Here is an 18,732-nt window from a genome sequence, read left to right on the forward strand (position 1 = left end):
CCATTCGGCGTGCGCAGACGGTCCGTCCCCCTCGATGCACGCCCAGGAGTGCCACCATGTCCGTTCTCGATCCGCTGTCCCATGCCCTCGCCGCCATCGTGGCGGGTACCCACTCCGGCCTGACCGGCCTGGGCGTCGATCCGTCGTCCGGGCTCGCATGGTGCCTGTCGATCGCCGCGGTCGTCGTGCTGGTGCGCGCCGCCCTGGTGCCGTTGACGATCCACACCGTCCGCAACGCGCACGCCGCTTCGCGTGCCCGGCCGCAACTCCGGGCGCTCGCGGAGAAGTACCGCGGACGCACCGACCAGGAGGCGATCGCAGCCCAGCTGGCGGCACGACGGGAGATCTCCGCCGAGCACGGCATGTCTCGGCTCGGGTGTCTCCCCCTCCTCATCCAGATCCCGATCTGGATCGCGCTCTTCCACCTCCTGCGCGATGCGGCCGCCGGCAGGACCGTCGGCCTGCTCGACGCCGGCCAGGTCGACGCGTTGTCGCAGGCACGGTTCGCCGGCGTCGGGCTCACCGACCACGGCTACCTGGGCGACGGCGCGACGCACCTGGTCGTCGTCCTCGGCCTCGCGGCCACGACGGCCGTCGCCGGGTACATCACCCAGCGCTACCTGGTCTTCCCCAACGTCTCGACCGCCGACCTGCCGGAGGCCATCGCGCAGGCCCAGCGCCTGATGCCGGTGATGTCCGCGGCCGGCATCCTCCTCGCCGGGCACGTCGTGCCGTTGGCACTGGTCTTCTACTGGTTCTGCGGCGCGCTCTGGACGATGGCGCAGAGCTTCGTGATCTGGCGGTGGTTCCCCACCCCCGGCTCCCCGGCGGCGGAACGGCGCGGACCGGACTATCGGGGCTTGACCGCACGCAGTCGCGTCGACCCCGCGACGTCCTGACGTCGCCAGAGAGCGCTTGGACGGCAGGGGGGCCGGGGGGGGGGGGGCCCGGGGGCCGGGGGGGCCCCGCGTCGNGGACGGCAGCGGCCCCGGAGACGTCGTCTCCGGGGCCGCTGTGAACTCCGGTCAGGCGAGCAGCTCGGCCACCCGTCGGATCTCATCGGCGGAACGGAACGAGAGCAGCAGTGTGGTCACGCCGGTCTCCTCCCACTGCGCGACGCGCTCGACCACTTCTCCGGCCGTGCCGATGATGTGCATGTCGTCGACGAGCTCGTCGGGAATCAGCCGGGTGGCCTCGTCCTTCTTGCCCGCGAGGTAGAGCGCCTGGACCTCCCGCGAGAGGTCCTCGTAGCCCATCCGGATGAAGACCTGGTTGTGGAAGTTCATCGACTCCGCACCCATGCCGCCCATGTAGAGCGAGACGTAGGGCTTCATCCCGTCCACGACGGCCTTCTTCTCAGCCGCGTTCTCGACGATCTGGAGGTGGCACGTGGCCGCGATCTCGAAGTCGGCCCGCGTGCGCCGCGCACCGGGACGAGCGAACCCCTCGTCGAGCCACGGCTGATACATGCCGGCCGACTTGGGCGTATAGAAGATCGGGATCCAGCCGTCGGCGATCTCGGCGGTCTGGGCGACGTTCTTCGGCCCCTCGGCTCCGAGCCAGATCGGGACGTCGGCGCGCAACGGGTGCACGATCGGCTTCAGGGGCTTGCCCAGGCCGAGCGAGCCCGGTCCGTTGTAGGGCAGGGGGTAGTGCGGGCCGTCGTTCGTCACCGGCGCCTCGCGCGCGAGCACCTGCCGGATGATCGAGACCACCTCGCGGGTTCGGGCGAGCGGCTTCGCGAACGGCTGGCCGTACCAGCCCTCGACCACCTGCGGGCCGCTCACGCCCATCCCCAGGATCATCCGACCGTTGCTCAGGTGGTCCAGCGTCAGCGCGTGCATCGCGATCGAGGTCGGAGCACGCCCCGACATCTGGACGATCGAGGTGCCGAGCCGGACGCGAGAGGTGTCGCGGCCCCACCACGCGAGCGGCGTGAAGGCGTCGGAGCCCCACGCCTCGGCGGAGAAGATCGCGTCGAAGCCTGCCGACTCGGCGGCCGCCACCAGCTCGCCCGCGTTGGCCGGCGGCTGCGCCTGCCAGTAGCCCAGCTGAAGTCCCAGTTTCATGGGCGACACTCTGGCAGAGACCTTGTCACAAGGCTAGAACGTGTTCTAGTTTTCACGTCATGTCTCGCACCTTGTCGGCGCCCGTGACGGTCGCCTTCGACTACACCCGCTCAACCGGACCGGTGCTCGGCAGGTTCCTCACCGGCCTGCGCGACGGCGTCCTGATCGGTGGTCGCACCAGCGAGGGACGCGTCGTCGTCCCGCCGTCGGAGTACGACCCGGTCACCCACGAGCCGACGACCGACTTCGTCGAGGTCTCCCCCGTCGGCACGGTGACCTCGTGGACGTGGGTGCCCGAGCCCGTGAAGGGACAGCCGCTCGACCGGCCGTTCGCGTTCGCGCTCGTGCTGCTGGACGGCGCGGACGCGCCCCTGCTGCACGCGCTGGACGCCGGATCGCCCGACGCCGTCTCGACCGGTATGCGGGTCCAGGTGCGCTGGGCACCCGAGCGGGTCGGCCACATCACCGACATCGCCTGCTTCGAGCCGCTCACCGACGAGACGAGCGTCTCGCCGTCCGGCGGCGGGATCATCGAGGACCACCCGGTGACCGGAGTCATCACCCCGGTCTCGCTGGACTACATCTACGCCGCCTCGCCCGAGGAGTCGGCTTTCTACCGCGGACTCGAGCAGGGCCGCATCGTCGGTCAGCGCTGCCCCACCTGCGGCAAGGTCTACGTGCCGCCACGCAGCGCCTGCCCGTCCGACGGCACGCCGACCACCGAGGAGATCGAGCTCTCCCAGACCGGCACGGTCACGACGTTCTGCATCGTCAACGTGCCGTTCCTGGGCCAGAAGATCACCCCACCCTACGTCTCGGCCTACGTCCTGCTCGACGGCGCCGACATCGCGTTCCTCCACCTGATCCTCGACTGCCCGGCCGACGAGGTGCGGATGGGCATGCGGGTCAAGGCCGTGTGGAAGCCGCGCGAGGAGTGGGGCACCACGATCGAGAACATCAGCCACTTCGCGCCGACCGACGAGCCGGACGCGGACTACGACACCTACAAGCAGCACCTGTAGAGGGACGGAAGCAGAGAAGATGAGAGACGTTGCCGTCGTCGGGTTCGCCCAGCGACAGATGCAGGACTTCGACGGGTCCCCCACCTGTGTGGAGTTGCTCGTTCCGCTGTTCAAGGAGTGCTACGAGCAGACCGGCTGGACCCGTCAGGACGTGGGCTTCTGGTGCTCGGGGTCCTCGGACTACCTGGCCGGACGCTCCTTCTCCTTCGTCCAGGCCGTTGACGCGATCGGCGTCCTGCCGCCCGTCAACGAATCGCACGTGGAGATGGACCTGGCCTGGGCGATGTACGAGGCCTGGTTGAAGATCCAGACCGGCGAGGTCGACACCGCGCTCGTCTACGCCTTCGGCAAGTCCTCCGCCGGCCAGACCCGACGGACCCTCGCGCTCCAACTCGACCCGTACACGATGACGCCGCTGTGGCCCGACACCGTGTCGCTCGCGGGCCTGCAGGCCCGTGCCGGCATCGACGCCGGCCTGTGGGACGAGCGCGCCATGGCCGAGGTCGCCCACCGCTCGCTCACCGATGCCGAAGGCAACGAGCACTCGGTCCGCAAGGGGGGCTCCTCCGTCGAGGACCTCCTCGCCCGCCCGATGTACGCCGACCCGCTGCGCAAGCACGACTGCGCGCCGGTCACCGACGGCGCAGCCGCGATCGTGCTCGCCGCCGGCGACAAGGCCCGCGAGGTCCGGGAGAAGCCCGCCTGGATCACCGGGCTCTCGCACTTCATCGACCCCATCAGCATGGGCACTCGCGACCTGACCAGGTCGCCGTCCGCCCAGCGTGCCGGTGCGGCCGTCGACCTGAGCGGCCTCGACACCGCCGAGCTGCACGCACCGTTCTCACACCAGGAGCTGCTGCTCCGCCGCGAGCTCGGCCTGGCCGACGACGTGCGGATCAACCCCTCCGGCGGCGCACTGACGAGCAACCCGATGTTCTCCGGCGGCGGCATCCGGATCGGCGAGGCGGCCCAGCGCATCTGGGCCGGCGAGTCGAGCAAGGCGCTCGGGCACGCGACGTCCGGCCCCGCGCTGCAGCAGAACCTGGTGTGTGTGCTCGACGCTGACAAGAAGGAGCAGGGCAACTGATGGGCAAGCAGCCTGCAGCCGTGATCGGGGTCGGCCAGACCCACCACCGGGCCAAGCGCGACGACGTCTCGATGGCCGGCCTGTGCCGCGAGGCCATCGACCGCGCGCTCGAGGACGCCGGGATGACCCTCGACGAGATCGACGCGATCGTCGTCGGCAAGGCGCCCGACCTGTTCGAGGGCGTGATGATGCCCGAGCTCTTCCTCGCCGAGGCCCTGGGCGCGGCGGGCAAGCCGCTGCTGCGCGTGCACACCGCGGGTTCGGTGGGCGGCTCGACGGCGATCGTCGCGGCCTCCCTCGTGCAGTCCGGCGTCCACCGCAAGGTGCTCACCGTCGCCTACGAGAAGCAGTCGGAGTCCAACGCGATGTGGGCGCTCTCCGTGCCCGTCCCGTTCAACATGCCGGTGCACGCCGGCGCGGGCGGCTACTTCGCGCCGCACGTGCGGTCCTACATCCGCCGCTCGGGCGCACCGACCCACGTCGGTGCGATCGTGGCCGCCAAGGACCGCAACAACGCACTCAAGAACCCCTACGCCCACCTGCACAACGAGGGCACCACGGTGGAGTCCGTGTTGGCCTCCACCATGCTGTGGGACCCGATCCGCTACGACGAGACGTGCCCGTCGTCCGACGGCGCGTGCGCGCTCGTGATCGCGTCCGAGGACGTCGCGGCGTCCTCGCCGAACCCGGCGTGGATCCACGGCACCGTGATGCGGTCGGAGGCCACGACGGCCGCGGAGCGCGACCAGGTGAACCCCCAGGCCTCGCGTGACGCGGCCGCCGCGCTGTACCGCCAGGCCGGTATCACCAGCCCGATCGACGACATCGACGTCGCCGAGATCTACGTGCCGTTCTCCTGGTTCGAGCCGATGTGGCTGGAGTCGCTCGGCTTCGCGGCCCAGAACGAGGGCTGGAAGCTCACCGAGTCCGGCGCGACGGCGATGGACGGCGCGATGCCGATCAACTGCTCCGGTGGCGTGCTCTCCTCCAACCCGATCGGCGCCTCCGGCATGCTCCGGTTCGGCGAAGCTGCCCTGCAGGTGCGCGGCCAGGCCGGCGAGCACCAGGTCGACGGCGCACGGCGAGCACTGGGCCACGCCTACGGCGGCGGTTCGCAGTTCTTCGCCATGTGGATCGTGGGCTCGGAGAAGCCGGGCAACTGAGTCACGCGACCAGTCACTAGGCTCGTGACGTGATCGAATTCCGCACCCCCGCGCAGATCGAGGAGATGCGGCCGGCCGGCCGCTTCGTGGCATCGGTGATCTCCGCCTTGGCGGAGAAGGCCGACGTCGGCGTCAATCTCCTCGAGCTGGACGCGCTGGCCCACCAGATGATCCGGGACGCCGGCGCGGAGTCGTGCTACATCGACTACCACCCCTCCTTCGGGGCCTCGCCGTTCGGCAAGGTGCTGTGCACCTCGGTCAACGACGCCGTCCTGCACGGCCTGCCCTTCGACTACGTGCTGGCCGACGGCGACCTGCTCTCGGTCGACTTCGCGGCGAAACTGAACGGGTGGGTGTCCGACTCGGCGCTCTCGGTGGTCGTCGGTACGCCGCGGCCGGAGGACCTGCGCCTCATCGAAGTGACAGGCCAGGCGCTGGAGGCCGGGATCGCGGCCGCGCAGCCCGGCAACAAGCTCGGCGACATCTCCGCGGCCATCGGCGACGTCGCCCGCGCCGAGGGCCTGTCGGTGAACCTGCAGTTCGGTGGTCACGGCGTCGGACGCACGATGCACGGCGACCCGCACGTGCCCAACGATGGGCGCCCGGGCCGCGGCCTGAAGCTCAAGCCTGGCCTGGTCATCGCGATCGAGCCGTGGTTCCTGCACACCACCGACGAGATCTACACCGACCCCGACGGCTGGACGCTGCGCAGCGCCGACCGCTCACGCGGCGCCCACATGGAGCACACCGTAGCGATCACCGCCGACGGTCCGCTGATCCTGACCGCGCGCGACTGAGACCCGGCCCCGACGGCGTCCCGCCCTGTCGCGGACTCGGTCGACGACGAGACTCGCCCTGGACCGGATCCGGTCCAGGGCGAGTCTCTCGCGTCTCGGCTCAGGCGTAGCGGACCTGGAGGTCCTTGATGCCGTTGACCCACGAGTGGCGAAGCCGCTTGGGCTGCTCGAGGCGGGAGATGTCGGGCACGAGGTCTGCGAGGGCGTGGAAGATCAGCCGGATCTCCTGGCGAGCCAGGTTCGCTCCCAGGCAGTAGTGAGCACCATGTCCGCCGAAACCGACCTGCTGGTTGTTCTGGCGGGTGATGTCGAAGCGGTACGGGTCCTCGAACACCTCGGGGTCGAAGTTCGCCGCGGCGTAGAACAGGCCGACCCGCTGACCCTTACGGACGGCGACGCCGCCGACCTCGGTGTCGTTGAGGGCGGTGCGCTGGAAGACGCTGATCGGGCTGGCCCACCGCACGACCTCGTCGACCATGGTCTCGGGTCGCTCGGCCTTCCACAGCTCCCACTGGTCGGGGTTGTCGAAGAAGGCGTTCATCCCGTGGGTGATGGCGTTGCGCGTCGTCTCGTTGCCGGCGACGGCCAGCAGGATGACGAAGAAGCCGAACTCGTCGTCGGTCAGGCCGCGGTCGCCCTTGTGGGCACTGATCAGCTTGGTGATGATGTCGTCGCGCGGGTTCGCCTTGCGGTCGGCAGCCAGCATCATCGCGTAGGTCAGGATCTCCACCGACGCCGTCTCCGGGTCGCCCTCGATGTCGGGGTCGTCGGAGGCCAGCATCTGGTTCGACCAGTCGAACAGCTTGTGACGGTCCTCCTGGGGGACGCCGATCAGGTCGGCGATCGCCTGCAGCGGCAGCTCCGCGGCCACCTGCTCGACGAAGTTGCCCGATCCGGCGGCGAGCGCCTCGGAGACGATCGTGCGCGACCGCTGCTCCATGATCTCCTCGAGCTCGTTGATCGAGCGCGGAGTGAATCCACGGGAGATGATGGCGCGGTGCTGCGTGTGGTGCGGCGGGTCCTGGTTGAGCAGGATCGTGCGCTGCAGCTCGATCTGATCGCGCGTCATGCCCTCGGAGAACCGGATGATCGCTCCGTTGACCTCGGTCGACCAGTCCTTGCTGTTCTTCGACACCGCGGCCACGTCGGCGTGCCGGGTCACGGCGAAGTAGCCGTTGCCCGACTCCTCCGCCATCCCGTCGAAGGAACCGCTCTCCTGCTCGACCCAGTGCACCGGCGCCTGCTGGCGGGCCGCCCGGAACGCGTCGTGCGGGATGCCCCGCTCGAGCAGGAACGGGTCGGTGTAGTCGCTGAATCCCTCGGGCAGGACGTCGCTGGCGATCATGGTGTCTCCTCGACTCGTACGGCAGGTCTGGCGCGGCTGGTCAGCCGCGGCTGTAGCGGACGTGCATGTCCTTGACGCCGTTGAGCCACCCGCTGCGCAGACGACGCGGCTGGCTGACCAGCTCGATGTCCACCCCGGCGTCGGCGATGGCGTTGAACATCAGCTCGACCTCGAGCCGGGCGAGGTTGGCGCCGATGCAGTAGTGCGCACCGTGGCCCCCGAATGCCTGGTGCGGGTTCTTCTCACGCATCACGTTGAACGTGAACGGGTCCTCGAAGACGTCCTCGTCGAAGTTCGCACTGGCGTAGAACAGGCCGACGCGGTCGCCGGCGGCGATCTTCTGGCCCCCGATCTCGACGTCGCGCAGGGCGGTGCGCTGGAACGAGGCCACCGGCGTGGCCCAGCGGATGATCTCGTCGGCCGCGGTCGCGGGACGCTCCTTCTTGAAGAGCTCCCACTGCTCGGGGTTCTCCAGGAAGGCGTGCATGCCCCACGTGATCGCGTTGCGGGTGGTCTCGTTGCCGGCAACGGCGAGCAGCACCATGAAGAAGCCGAACTCGTCGTCGGTCAGGCCGCGGCCGTCGACGTCGGCGCTGACGAGCTTGGTGATGATGTCGTCCTGCGGGTTCTTGCGACGCTCGTCGGCCAGGGCCATCGAGTAGGCGAGGATCTCCAGGAACGCGACTGCCTGGTCTCCGTCGACGTCGGGATCGTCGTAGCTCATCATCTGGTTCGACCAGTCGAAGACCTTGCTCCGGTCCTCCTGCGGGATGCCGATGAGGTCCGCGATGGCCTGCAACGGCAGCTCGGCCGCGACGTGCTCGACGAAGTCGTGCTCGCCTGCGGCGATGGCGTCGGCGACGATCTGCTCGGCGCGCGTCTTGAGGATCTCGTGGAGGCCGACGACGGCGCGAGGCGTGAACGCGCGCGAGATGATCTGGCGCAGCTTGGTGTGGTCCTTGCCGTCCTGGTTGATCATCATGAAGCCGGTCTGCTCGCGCTCCTCCTTCGTCATGTCGGGAGCGAAGCGGATGATCACGCCGTTCTGCGCGGTGGAGAAGTCGTTGGAGTTCTTGCTCACCGCCACGACGTCCTCGTGCTTGCTGAGCACCCAGAGACCGGTGTGGTCGGGGAACCCACCGAGGGCCTCGGGCGCCTGCTTGACGTAGGTCACCGGGGCCGTGCGACGCAGCGCGAGCATCTCGTCATGCGGGAACCGCTCGACCATGACGTCCGGGTCGGTCGGGTCGAAGGTGATGGGCTCGGCGGTGACGGTCACGGGGGCTCCCTCTTGATGTGAAACACGTTCTACTTGGGCGCCAGACTACATACCGTCGGTATTTGACGAAAGGGTTTCGTCGGCGATTCTGAGATCCAGTTCACACCCGGCATGGAACCTGTCGGTTGTGGAGAACGAGAACACGTTCTACTTTGGGCCCCATGGGCAACCCAGTGATCATCGACGCCGTCCGCACCCCCCTCGGCAAGCGCAAGGGCTGGCTCGCGGGCCTGCACCCCGCGCATCTGCTCGGGCACGTGATGACCCAGGTGATCGAGCGCGCCGGCATCGACGCCGACCTCGTCGACCAGGTCGTCGGTGGCTGTGTCACGCAGGCCGGCGAGCAGTCCAACGACATGGTGCGTCGCGCCTGGCTCCACGCCGGACTCCCCCAGCACACAGCCGGCACCGCGATCGACGCGCAGTGCGGCTCAGGTCAGCAGGCCGCGCACTTCGTGCACGACATGATCGCCGCCGGCACGATCGACGTCGGCATCGCGTGCGGCGTCGAGGCGATGACGCGCATCCCCCTCGGTGGCAACGTCCCGCCCGGCCTCGGCGACCCGCGTCCGGCCGACTGGACGATCGACATGCCCAATCAGTTCGAGGCCGCCGACCGGATCGCGCGCAACCGCGGCATCACCCGCGAGGACCTCGACGCCTTCGGTCTCTCCTCGCAGCTCAAGGCCCGCGTGGCCGTCGACGAGGGTCGCTTCAAGCGCGAGATCGCTCCGATCACCGCGCCCGTGCTCGACGCCGAGGGCAACCCGACCGGCGAGACTCGCGTCGTCGAGGCCGATCAGGGCCTGCGCGAGACCACCCTCGAGGGACTGGCCGGGCTGAAGTCGGTGCTGCCCGACGGCCTCCACACCGCCGGCTCGTCGTCCCAGATCTCCGACGGCGCCTCCGCGGTGCTGATCATGGACGAGGACAAGGCCCGCGCCCTCGGCCTGACCCCACGCGCCCGGATCGCCTCGCACACGCTCGTGGGCTCCGACCCGTACTACCACCTGGACGGCCCGATCGATGCCACGAACAAGATCCTCGCGCGCACCGGTCGCTCCATCTCCGACTTCGACCTCTTCGAGGTCAACGAGGCCTTCGCCTCCGTGGTCCTCTCCTGGGCCGGCCAGCACGCCGTCGACATGGACCGAGTCAACGTCAACGGCGGCGCGATCGCCATCGGCCACCCCGTCGGCTCCACCGGCGTCCGCCTGATCACGACGGCCCTCCACGAACTCGAGCGCCGCGACCAGACCTCCGCCCTCATCTCCATGTGCGCCGGTGGCGCCATGGCGACCGGCACCGTTCTCGAGCGGGTCTGAGCTCGGCTGGGTGTCTCGGCCGACGTCCGGATTTGTCGGCCAGCCGAGAAAGCCGGACCTTGGCCGAGGGAGTTTCCTCGTCCAAGGTCCGGTTTCGTCGTCCAGGCCCCGTCGCCGAACGGCCACATCGACGTCGTACCTGCCGCGCGCCGGTGTCCTCCACAGGCTGCGCCGTCGCCCCCGCCGTCTGAGATCGGCACCGAGCAGCATCGACGAGTGATTCCCGGACTCGCCGATGCGGACGGCTTCTTCTTGCGACGTGATGTGATCGCTGCCGGTGGCACAGATCGCCACCTGCTCCGGTCTCGCAAACGCGGCGAGATCATCCGGGTGCGGCAGGGCGTCTACTGCCTGACGTCGCGATGGAGCGAGCTGAGCGCGAGCGACCGTCATGCGGCATTGTGCCGCTCGGTTCTGCCGCTCTACTCCGGCATGGTCGCTCTCTCGCACGTCAGCGCCGCGGTCGCGCACGGTGCGCCGACGTGGGGCCTGGATCTCCGTGAAGTGCACCTCACGTCGCTGGACGGCGCCGGCGAGCGGACGGTCGCGCTGGTGCGCCACCACCGTGGCGTGTGCCGGGTGGGCGACGTCACCCGACGCGACGGACGTTGGATCACCACCCCCACCCGTGCCGCGCTCGAAGTCGCCCTGGTCAGCCCACGCGATCCCGCCGTCGCGGTGCTGGACTGGTTCCTCCAGCAAAGGCTGACGACGCTCGACGCGCTCCTAGGTCTGGCCGAGCAGATGCGCCAGTGGCCGGACAGCCTGCACGTGAGCGCCGTCCTCGGGCTCGCGGACGGACGGTCGGAGTCGGTGGCCGAGACCAGGACTCGCCTGCTGATCGCCGATGCGGGTCTGCCGGACCCCGTTCCGCAACTGGAGATCCTCGACCGGCGCGGACGCGTGATCGCACGTGTGGACTTCGCTTGGCCGGAGTACGGCCTGATCGTCGAATTCGACGGCGAGATCAAGTACCGCGCGCTGCGGCGCGCTGGTGAGTCGATCGAGGACTGCGTGCTTCGCGAGAAGCGGCGCGAGGACGCCGTCCGCGAGGCGACCGGTTGGCGGGTTCTGCGACTGACGTGGCGCGACCTCGACCACCCCGCCGAGACGGCCCAGCGCATCCGCGCCGCACTCCGACGTCCGGCGGCCTGACCGAGGTCTGGGCGTACGAAACTGGACCTTGGAGGACGAAGCTTCGCCCGCCGGAGTCCGGTTTTCTCGGCCGGCCGAGAAAACCGGACACCCGGCCTCAACTCACGCGCCGTACACAGGCTCCGGGGTCGGCGAGTCGGCGATCAGGTCGCGGACGGCGGAGCCGACGGCGGTCGCGTCCCACCGGGTGCCGTTGTCGCGGGAGGCGGAGTGCCGCCAGCCCGACTCCAGGGTGATCACGGCGCCGTCGATCTCGATGACGCGACCGGTGACATCGCCGGCGTCCTCGGACGCGAGCCAGGCGACGATCGGCGAGTTGTCCTCGGGCAGCGCCATCGCGGAGGTGTCGAAGGCACCCTCGGTCATCCGGGTCTTGGCCACCGGGGCAATCGCGTTGACGGTCACGCCGTAGCGACCCATCTCCTGCGCGGCCACCAGGGTCAGCCCGGCGATGCCGGCCTTGGCCGCGGAGTAGGTGGCCTGACCGACCGAGCCCTGGAGGCCCGCGCCGGAGGAGGTGTTGATCACCCGGGCAGCCCGCTGGCGACCCTCCTTGGCCTCGGCGCGCCAGTAGGCGCCGGCGTGACGCAGAGGCGCGAAGTGGCCCTTGAGATGGACGCGGATGACGGCGTCCCACTCCTCCTCGGAGGTGTTGACGAGCATCCGGTCGCGGACGAATCCGGCGTTGTTGACCAGGATGTCGAGTCCGCCGAAGGTGTCGATGGCCTGCTGCACCATCGCGGCCGCCTGCTCGAAGTCAGCGACGTCGGCACCGTTGGCGACCGCCTCGCCACCTGCCTCACGGATGAGACCGACGACCTCGTCGGCCGGCGACTCACCGGTGCCCTCGCCCGCGAGCGAGACGCCGTAGTCGTTGACGACGACCTTCGCGCCGTGCCGCGCGAGCTCCAGCGCGTGGGCGCGGCCGATGCCGCGTCCGGCGCCCGTCACGATCGCGACACGTCCATCCAACAGTCCAGCCACAGGTCTCTCCTCAGTCTCGAGTTCGTCAGTGCAGATCGGTTCAGGTACGGAGTGGGTCGATCCGGGATCAGATGTGCAGGAACACCGGCGGTTCCCCACCGCCGTGGCAGGCCACGAGGGCGCCCGAGACATAGGAGGCGAGGTCGCTGGCCAGGAACACAGCGACGTTGCCGATCTCGCGCGGTTGCGCCATCCGACCAAGCGGGATGGTCGCCTCGATCGCGGCGACCCGCTCGTCGCCGCCGTAGTGGTCGTCGGTGTTCTCGGTGCGGCACAGCCCTACGTCGACGGAGTTGACCCGCACCCGCGGACCCCACTCCATCGCCAACGACGTCGTCAACGAGTCCAGGCCGGCCTTCGCCGCCCCGTAGGCGGCGACCGTCGGCGCGGCCCGGTGTGCGGCGACGGAGGAGATGTTGATGATCGTGCCGCCGCTCTCCTGGGTCTGCATGACGGCGTTCGCAGCCTGCGCGAGAGCCAGCGGGCTCAGCAGGTTCAGGCCCACGATCTTGGAGTGGAAGCGGGGCGAGGCCGTCGCAGCGTCGGTGGACGGCGCTCCCCCGGCGTTGTTCACCAGGACGTCGAGCCGACCGTGCCCGGCCACGATCTCGCCGATCATCGCCTGCACCGCCTCGACGTCGTTGACGTCGCACACCCGGTGCTCGGCACCGTCGACCCTCGGCTCGGCCGACCGTGCGCACGTCACCACGGTCGCACCCGCCGCCAGGAAGGCGTCGGTGATGCCGCGGCCGATGCCTTTGGCTCCCCCGGTGACGAGGACGACGCGGCCGGTCAGGTCGAGAGCGAGGGTCACGGCTGATACCCTACCAAGCAAGTGCTTGGTTGGGTTTCGACAAGCTCAACTACCGATCGACAAGCTCGACCACCGACCGACGGGCTCGACCATCGGTCCGCAAGCTCGACCACCACGAATCCGGCGCGACCCCGCGACGTCAGCTCGACCGCACCCGCCGAGTAGCCCCGCCCCGACACCTTGGAGAGCGCATGACGATCACCTCCGAACTCCGCGACGACGGCATCCGCGTCGTGACCATGGCGCACCCGCCGGTCAACGCCCTGACGGTGCAGGGTTGGTTCGACGTCGCGACCGCACTCAACGAGGCCAGCGCCGACATGGCCACGAAGGTCGTGATCCTGCGCGCCGAGGGCAAGGGCTTCAACGCCGGCGTCGACATCAAGGAGATGCAGAACACCAGCGGCTTCGACGCTCTCATCGGCGCCAACAAGGGCTGCTTCGCAGCCTTCAAGGCGGTCTACGAATGCTCGGTTCCCGTGATCGCAGCCGTCAACGGCTTCTGCGTCGGCGGCGGCGTCGGGCTCGTCGGCAATGCCGACTGCGTGATCGCCAGCGACGACGCCTTCTTCGGCGTCCCCGAAGTCAACCAGGGCGCTCTCGGCGCAGCGACCCACATGGCGCGTCTGGTGCCGCAGCACATGATGCGCACCCTGTACTTCACCGCGCGCACGATCAAGGCGACCGAGCTCGTGCAGTTCGGCTCGGTACTCGAGACCGTGCCTCGCGAGGAGCTCTTCGACGCCGCACTCAAGGTCGCCGGTGAGATCGCCAGCAAGGACACCCGGGTCATCCGCGCCGCCAAGGAGGCGCTCAACGGCATCGACCCCATCGACGTCAACAAGAGCTACCGCTTCGAGCAGGGATTCACCTTCGAGCTGAACCTGGCCGGCGTCTCCGACGAGCTTCGCGACGACTTCGCGGGCACCGAGAAGGCCGGCAAGACGAGCGCCCACCAGGAAGGCAAGGCCACCACGTGAGCAACGGCAAGCCCCGCGACAAGCGGATGAGCATCGAGGAGGTCGTCGCCGAGTTGAGCGACGGCATGACGATCGGCATCGGCGGCTGGGGGCCGAGGCGCAAGCCGATGGCCCTGGTCCGGGCGATCCTCAACTCCGACCTGAAGGACCTCACCATCGTCAGCTGGGGCGGCGCCGACGTCGGCCTCCTGGCGCGGGCGGGCAAGATCCGCAAGCTCGTCTACGCGTTCGTGTCCCTCGACACGGTCCCGCTGGAGCCGAACTTCCAGAAGGCACGTCAGGAGGGCACGATCCCGGAGGTCGTCGAGCTGGACGAGGGCATGTTCCAGACCGGGCTGAAGGCGGCTGCGGAGCGACTTCCCTTCCTGCCGATGCGCGCGGGCCTCGGCTCCGACGTATTGGTCAACAACCCCCAGATCACAACGGTGACCAGCCCCTACCCGGCGCCCGACGGCTCTTTCGAGGAGCTCACCGCCGTCCCGGCGATCAACCTCGACGTCGCGCTGGTGCACCTCAACCGCGCCGACATGCACGGCAACGCCACGTACCTCGGCCCCGACCCCTACTTCGACGACCTGTTCGCGATGGCGGCCGAGCGCACCTTCCTGAGCGTGGAGGAGATCGTCGACACCGCCGGCCTCACCGTCGACACTCCGGTGCAGCGCCTGCTGCTCAGCCGGATGATGGTCTCCGGTGTCGTCGAGACGCCGAACGGCGCGCACTTCACCGACTGTCGCCCCGACTACGCACGCGACGAGAAGTTCCAGAAGGCCTACGCCACCGCGGCTGGCGGCACCGACGCGGACTGGGCAGCCTTCGAGCAGCGCTTCCTCACCGGTGACGAAGCCGCCTACCAGGACGCCGTGAAGGCATGGCAGGAGGAGCAGCAGTGAGCAGCTCGACAACCGGGGTCACCCGCGCCGATGTCTGCGCGGCAGCCGTCGCCGACGCGTTCAAGGACGACGGCGAGATCTTCGCCAGCCCGATGGGCACCATGCCGATGCTCGGCGTCCGGCTGGCCAAGCTGACCAGCAACCCCGATCTGGTGATCTCCGACGGCGAGTCCCTCTTCCTCGGGGGCGTCCCGCCGATCTTCGCCAAGGCCGACGTCGTCGAGGGCTGGATCCCGTTCCGTCGCGTCTTCGACGTCGTGGCCTACGGCAAGCGCCACGTGATGATGGGCGCGACCCAGGTCGACCGCGACGGCAACCAGAACATCTCCGCGATCGGCTCCTTCGCCCGGCCGAAGCGGCAGCTGTTGGGCTCGCGCGGCGCCCCGGGCAACACCGTCAACAACCGGACCTCGTACTGGGTGCCGCGGCACAACCCGCGGGTGTTCGTCGAGCAGGTCGACATCGTCTCCGGCGTCGGTCCCAAGCGCGCGGCCGCGGCCGGTCCGGGCGCGACCCGCTTCAACGACATCCACCGGATCGTCAGCAACCTCGGTGTCTTCGACGTCGGTGGCCCCGACCACACCGTGCGGCTGCTCTCCGCGCACCCCGGCGTGAGCGTCGAGCAGATCCAGGAGGCCACGGGGTTCGAGCTCGACGTCGCCGGCGCGGGCGTCACCCGCGAGCCCACTCTCGAGGAGCTCGTCATCATCCGCGAGGTGCTCGACCCCAAGGGCATCCGCTTCAAGGAAGTTCCCCAGGAGGACGCGTGATCGAGCAGCTCATCGCCACCCCGTTCACCGACCTCGTCGGCGTACGGCACCCCGTCGTCCAGACCGGCATGGGTTGGGTCTCGGGGCCTCGCCTGGTCAGCGGTACGGCCAACGCGGGCGGCCTGGGCATCCTGGCGAGCGCCACGATGACGTTCGCCGAGTTGGAGCAGGCGATCGTCGAGGTCAAGGGCCGCACCGACCAGCCCTTCGGGGTCAACATGCGAGCCGACGCCGGAGACGCGGGTGACCGGTGCCAGCTGCTCATCGACCACGGCGTCAAGGTCGCCTCGTTCGCCCTCGCGCCGAAGGAGGCGCTGATCGCCAAGCTCAAGGACGCCGGAATCGTGGTGATGCCGTCGATCGGCGCCGGCAAGCACGCCGTCAAGGTCGCCTCGTGGGGTGCGGACGCCGTGATGGTGCAGGGCGGCGAGGGCGGTGGTCACACCGGCTCTGTGCCGACCAGCCTGCTCCTGCCGACCGTGCTCGACGCCCTGGCCGGCGCCGGGAGCGAGATCCCGGTCGTCGCGGCCGGCGGCTACTTCGACGGGCGCGGCCTGGCCGCGGCCCTGTCCTACGGAGCAGCAGGCATCGGCATGGGCACGCGCTTCCTGCTCACGGCCGACAGCGCTGTGCCGCAGGCCGTGAAGGAGCTGTACCTGGGTACGGACCTCAACGGCACCGTCGTCACCGCCAAGGTCGACGGCATGCCGCATCGGATGCTGCGCACGGACCTGGTCGAGTCGGTCGAGGGCGAGAGCACGATGAAGCGCCTCGGCCCGACGATGCGACGCACCGTCGCGTTCAAGAAGGACAGCGGCATGAGCTGGTGGCAGCTCGCCAAGGACGGCCGGGCGATGAAGAAGACCCAGGGACGCACCCTGGGGCAGATGGCGCTCGCCGCGAACACCCCGGTGATGCTCAAGGCCGGTCTCGTCGAGGGCGACACGGACGCGGGCGTGCTGGCCTCGGGCCAGGTCGTGGGCGTCATCGACGACCTGCCGACCTGTGAGCAGCTGATCGATCGCATCGTCACCTCGGCCGCCGACGAGCTCCGCCGGGCCTCCTCGTACGTGCGGTGAGTCACCGGCTAGAGGTCGCGCGGAGAGGGGCCGCCCGACATCTGCCCTCTCCGTGCGATCTCCTATCGTGATCGCATGACCCAGCCGACCGAGTCGGCGCCCCGCCGCGCCAAGCACCTCATCGATCCGACACAGCCGCGCAAGCAGGCGACACCGGAGGATCTGGCTCGGTTGGAGAAGGTCCAGCGACGCGTCCTGACCGCCCTCGTCGTCACCACCATCGTGCACCTGTCGGTGGGCCTGGTGATCGCCGCAGCCTACGTCTCGGACGACGAGCGGGTCGCCCAGGTAGGGCTGTGCGTGCTCGGCGGCGCTTTCGGCGTGTGCGCCGTGGCCTCGGGCTTCGCGATCCATCGCCGGTCCCCGCTGACTCCGTGGCTGCTCGTCGGGTTCCTGCCGACGGCCGTCGGCCTCGCCGTCATCCTGTCCTGAGCGGCCGTTCACTCCCGCGACCACGATCGTGGATCCTGCGCACTGTGTGTGATCACTCCGGCCATTCCCATGGCGCGACTCCGGCCGTGCCGCTCAAGCATCCCGAGCCGCACGGCGTCAGCCGCCGTTCGTTCGCTGCGGCGGGCTCGGGGTTGCTCGTCGCCGGCGCGCTGGCACCTCACGCCGGCGCGATCGCCGCTGACGCGACGTACGGGTCGCTGACGGCGCCCCGGGTCGGTGCCGCGCGCACCTCTCGTCTGACCCGCGGCACCACGTTGGTGCACGCCGACATGCACAACCACACGCTGATGTCCGACGGCGACGGAGACCCGGCCCGGGCGTTCGCGTCGATGCGCAGCGCCGGTCTCGACGTCGCGGCGCTGACCGATCACGCCACGCTTTCGGACAACCTGCTGGGTGACGTCCTCTCCGGTCTTCTGCCGCCCGAGTACCGCCAGCTCGGCGGTCTCACGCAGGGCGACTGGGCTCGTACCGGCCGGCTCGCCGACGCTGCTGATCACGACGGCCGCTTCACCGCCATCCGTGGATTCGAGTGGTCCGAGCCGCTGATCGGGCACGTGAACGTGTGGTTCACCGAGCACTACGTGGACGTCCTCCAGGCCGGGCTGATGCAGCCGCTGCTCGCCTGGCTGCGCCGAGAGCCCGGGCTCGTGCTCGACGGCGGCGCAGGTGGGCTGGCGGGCTTCAACCACCCTGGTCGCGAACCCGGTCGCTTCCAGGAGTTCCACTACGACCCCCGCGTTCGCGCGCAACTGGTGTCGTTGGAGTTGTTCAACCGCGAGGACGACTATCTCTTCGAGGGCTACGCCGACGGGCGCTCCTCCCCCGTGGTCGCCTGTCTGGGCGCCGGCTGGCGTACCGGCATCGCGGGCGTGACCGACGAGCACGGCACCGACTGGGGCTTCCCCGAGGGCAAGGGCCGCACGGGCATGTGGGTGCGCGAGCACTCCCGGCGCGGCGTCAAGGAGGCGATGAGCGCCCGCCGATTCTTCGCCACCCGGACGTCGGGACTGCGGGTGGATGCGACGGCGTCCTCGGGCGGCCGCACCCGGCGGATGGGCAGCGTGCTCCCCCACCGCCGTGGTCCGGTGCGGCTGCGCGTGGACCTGGCGCGCGACCGCTCCTGGATCGGGCGCCGACTCGAACTGCAGGTGCTGCGACCTGACAGCTCCGTCGCGGGTGCACCCGAGGTGATCGACGTCAGGTCGTTCCGCGTGGGCCCTGTCCTCGACGTGCGCGTGCCCGTCGACGCCCGTGACGATCGCCCCGGTCGCGACTGGATGCTGTTGCGGATCGCCGACCCGACCGAGCCGAACGCCACGCCCGGCCCCGAGGGGCATCCGTGCAACAACCTGGCGATCGCCTACACCAGCCCGTGGTGGTTCACGCCCTGACGGCGTCGCCTGGCTCGCAGTCGCGGCTCGCCGGCGTCTCGTGAACGGCTCCGGCCGGCACCGCGGAGGAGGATGGCGTAGAGAACCGGACCTTGGCGGGGGAAACGTCACACGCCAAGGTCC

The 18,732-nt window shown here is 69.7% G+C and carries 18 protein-coding genes; 13 read left to right on the plus strand and 5 right to left on the minus strand.

Annotated features, from left to right (window positions below; genetic code table 11):
* The first annotated feature begins 56 nt into the window (after positions 1-56).
* Positions 57-899 (plus strand): membrane protein insertase YidC, encoded by an 843-nt coding sequence (yidC, locus tag KSO97_RS10980; protein ID WP_232678776.1) that lies wholly within the window; start codon positions 57-59, stop codon positions 897-899.
* Positions 900-1,025: 126 nt separating this feature from the next.
* Here the strand turns inward: yidC and KSO97_RS10985 are convergent, their stop codons facing one another.
* The gene (locus tag KSO97_RS10985) at positions 1,026-2,069 is read right to left on the minus strand and encodes an LLM class F420-dependent oxidoreductase (RefSeq protein ID WP_232678778.1); all 1,044 of its coding nucleotides are present in this window, start codon (positions 2,067-2,069) and stop codon (positions 1,026-1,028) included.
* 59 nt (positions 2,070-2,128) lie between these two features.
* Here KSO97_RS10985 and KSO97_RS10990 point away from each other — a divergent pair, with 59 nt between their 5' ends.
* From KSO97_RS10990 to map, 4 genes are read left to right on the plus strand one after another with little or no spacing between them, the layout of a single operon-like run.
* On the plus strand, positions 2,129-3,091 hold the full coding sequence (locus tag KSO97_RS10990; protein WP_232678779.1) for a Zn-ribbon domain-containing OB-fold protein: 963 nt from the start codon (positions 2,129-2,131) through the stop codon (positions 3,089-3,091).
* 19 nt (positions 3,092-3,110) lie between these two features.
* Complete coding sequence (locus KSO97_RS10995; RefSeq protein ID WP_232678781.1) at positions 3,111-4,178, plus strand: thiolase domain-containing protein; 1,068 nt, start codon at positions 3,111-3,113, stop codon at positions 4,176-4,178.
* Complete coding sequence (locus tag KSO97_RS11000) at positions 4,178-5,341, plus strand: thiolase domain-containing protein (RefSeq protein ID WP_232678784.1); 1,164 nt, start codon at positions 4,178-4,180, stop codon at positions 5,339-5,341. The genes KSO97_RS10995 and KSO97_RS11000 overlap by 1 nt, the downstream gene beginning before the upstream one ends.
* 29 nt (positions 5,342-5,370) lie before the next feature.
* Positions 5,371-6,138: a type I methionyl aminopeptidase gene (map, locus tag KSO97_RS11005; protein WP_232678786.1), complete on the plus strand. Its 768-nt coding sequence runs from the start codon at positions 5,371-5,373 to the stop codon at positions 6,136-6,138.
* 100 nt (positions 6,139-6,238) lie between these two features.
* Here the strand turns inward: map and KSO97_RS11010 are convergent, their stop codons facing one another.
* Positions 6,239-7,483: a cytochrome P450 gene (locus tag KSO97_RS11010; protein WP_232678788.1), complete on the minus strand. Its 1,245-nt coding sequence runs from the start codon at positions 7,481-7,483 to the stop codon at positions 6,239-6,241.
* Positions 7,484-7,523: 40 nt separating this feature from the next.
* The gene (locus KSO97_RS11015) at positions 7,524-8,762 is read right to left on the minus strand and encodes a cytochrome P450 (protein WP_308188289.1); all 1,239 of its coding nucleotides are present in this window, start codon (positions 8,760-8,762) and stop codon (positions 7,524-7,526) included.
* Positions 8,763-8,923: 161 nt separating this feature from the next.
* On the opposite strand from KSO97_RS11015, the gene KSO97_RS11020 reads away from it, so the two are divergent.
* Together KSO97_RS11020 and KSO97_RS11025 are read left to right on the plus strand one after the other, a co-directional pair.
* Positions 8,924-10,087, plus strand: coding sequence for a steroid 3-ketoacyl-CoA thiolase (locus KSO97_RS11020; protein ID WP_232678790.1), 1,164 nt, complete (start codon positions 8,924-8,926; stop codon positions 10,085-10,087).
* 216 nt (positions 10,088-10,303) lie between these two features.
* On the plus strand, positions 10,304-11,242 hold the full coding sequence (locus tag KSO97_RS11025) for a type IV toxin-antitoxin system AbiEi family antitoxin domain-containing protein (RefSeq protein ID WP_232678791.1): 939 nt from the start codon (positions 10,304-10,306) through the stop codon (positions 11,240-11,242).
* A 102-nt stretch (positions 11,243-11,344) separates the two neighbouring features.
* Here KSO97_RS11025 and KSO97_RS11030 read toward each other — a convergent pair whose 3' ends face one another.
* Positions 11,345-12,226: an SDR family oxidoreductase gene (locus KSO97_RS11030; RefSeq protein ID WP_232678793.1), complete on the minus strand. Its 882-nt coding sequence runs from the start codon at positions 12,224-12,226 to the stop codon at positions 11,345-11,347.
* 67 nt (positions 12,227-12,293) lie between these two features.
* Positions 12,294-13,040 carry an SDR family oxidoreductase gene (locus tag KSO97_RS11035; RefSeq protein WP_232678795.1) on the minus strand — a complete coding sequence of 249 codons (747 nt, stop codon included), beginning with the start codon at positions 13,038-13,040 and terminating at the stop codon, positions 12,294-12,296.
* Positions 13,041-13,231: 191 nt separating this feature from the next.
* Between KSO97_RS11035 and KSO97_RS11040 the strand changes: the two genes are divergently transcribed.
* The 6 genes from KSO97_RS11040 (at position 13,232) to KSO97_RS11065 (ending at position 18,609) form a co-directional block, all read left to right on the plus strand.
* Positions 13,232-14,020 (plus strand): enoyl-CoA hydratase family protein, encoded by a 789-nt coding sequence (locus tag KSO97_RS11040; RefSeq protein ID WP_232678797.1) that lies wholly within the window; start codon positions 13,232-13,234, stop codon positions 14,018-14,020.
* Positions 14,017-14,913: a CoA transferase subunit A gene (locus KSO97_RS11045; protein WP_232678799.1), complete on the plus strand. Its 897-nt coding sequence runs from the start codon at positions 14,017-14,019 to the stop codon at positions 14,911-14,913. Before KSO97_RS11040 ends, KSO97_RS11045 begins: the two co-directional genes overlap by 4 nt.
* Positions 14,910-15,683, plus strand: coding sequence for a CoA-transferase subunit beta (locus KSO97_RS18305; RefSeq protein WP_232678801.1), 774 nt, complete (start codon positions 14,910-14,912; stop codon positions 15,681-15,683). The genes KSO97_RS11045 and KSO97_RS18305 overlap by 4 nt, the downstream gene beginning before the upstream one ends.
* A complete protein-coding gene (locus tag KSO97_RS11055; RefSeq protein WP_232678802.1) occupies positions 15,680-16,762 on the plus strand; it encodes a nitronate monooxygenase family protein in 1,083 nt (360 codons plus the stop codon). Before KSO97_RS18305 ends, KSO97_RS11055 begins: the two co-directional genes overlap by 4 nt.
* Before the next feature lie 75 nt (positions 16,763-16,837).
* On the plus strand, positions 16,838-17,194 hold the full coding sequence (locus tag KSO97_RS11060) for a hypothetical protein (RefSeq protein WP_232678804.1): 357 nt from the start codon (positions 16,838-16,840) through the stop codon (positions 17,192-17,194).
* An 86-nt stretch (positions 17,195-17,280) separates the two neighbouring features.
* On the plus strand, positions 17,281-18,609 hold the full coding sequence (locus KSO97_RS11065) for a hypothetical protein (RefSeq protein WP_232678806.1): 1,329 nt from the start codon (positions 17,281-17,283) through the stop codon (positions 18,607-18,609).
* The last annotated feature ends 123 nt before the right edge of the window (positions 18,610-18,732 follow it).

Source organism: Nocardioides sp. R-C-SC26 (genome assembly GCF_021246465.1).
Taxonomy (GTDB): domain Bacteria; phylum Actinomycetota; class Actinomycetes; order Propionibacteriales; family Nocardioidaceae; genus Nocardioides.

Bases quoted from the DNA above. Each gene is read 5' to 3' on its own strand.
- KSO97_RS11000 (WP_232678784.1), top strand. From the start codon at position 4,178: ATGGGCAAGCAGCCTGCAGCCGTGATCGGGGTCGGCCAGACCCACCAC.
- KSO97_RS11010 (WP_232678788.1), bottom strand. From the start codon at position 7,483: ATGATCGCCAGCGACGTCCTGCCCGAGGGATTCAGCGACTACACCGAC.
- KSO97_RS11020 (WP_232678790.1), top strand. From the start codon at position 8,924: ATGGGCAACCCAGTGATCATCGACGCCGTCCGCACCCCCCTCGGCAAG.
- KSO97_RS11060 (WP_232678804.1), top strand. From the start codon at position 16,838: ATGACCCAGCCGACCGAGTCGGCGCCCCGCCGCGCCAAGCACCTCATC.
- KSO97_RS11040 (WP_232678797.1), top strand. From the start codon at position 13,232: ATGACGATCACCTCCGAACTCCGCGACGACGGCATCCGCGTCGTGACC.
- KSO97_RS10985 (WP_232678778.1), bottom strand. From the start codon at position 2,069: ATGAAACTGGGACTTCAGCTGGGCTACTGGCAGGCGCAGCCGCCGGCC.
- KSO97_RS10990 (WP_232678779.1), top strand. From the start codon at position 2,129: ATGTCTCGCACCTTGTCGGCGCCCGTGACGGTCGCCTTCGACTACACC.
- KSO97_RS10995 (WP_232678781.1), top strand. From the start codon at position 3,111: ATGAGAGACGTTGCCGTCGTCGGGTTCGCCCAGCGACAGATGCAGGAC.
- yidC (WP_232678776.1), top strand. From the start codon at position 57: ATGTCCGTTCTCGATCCGCTGTCCCATGCCCTCGCCGCCATCGTGGCG.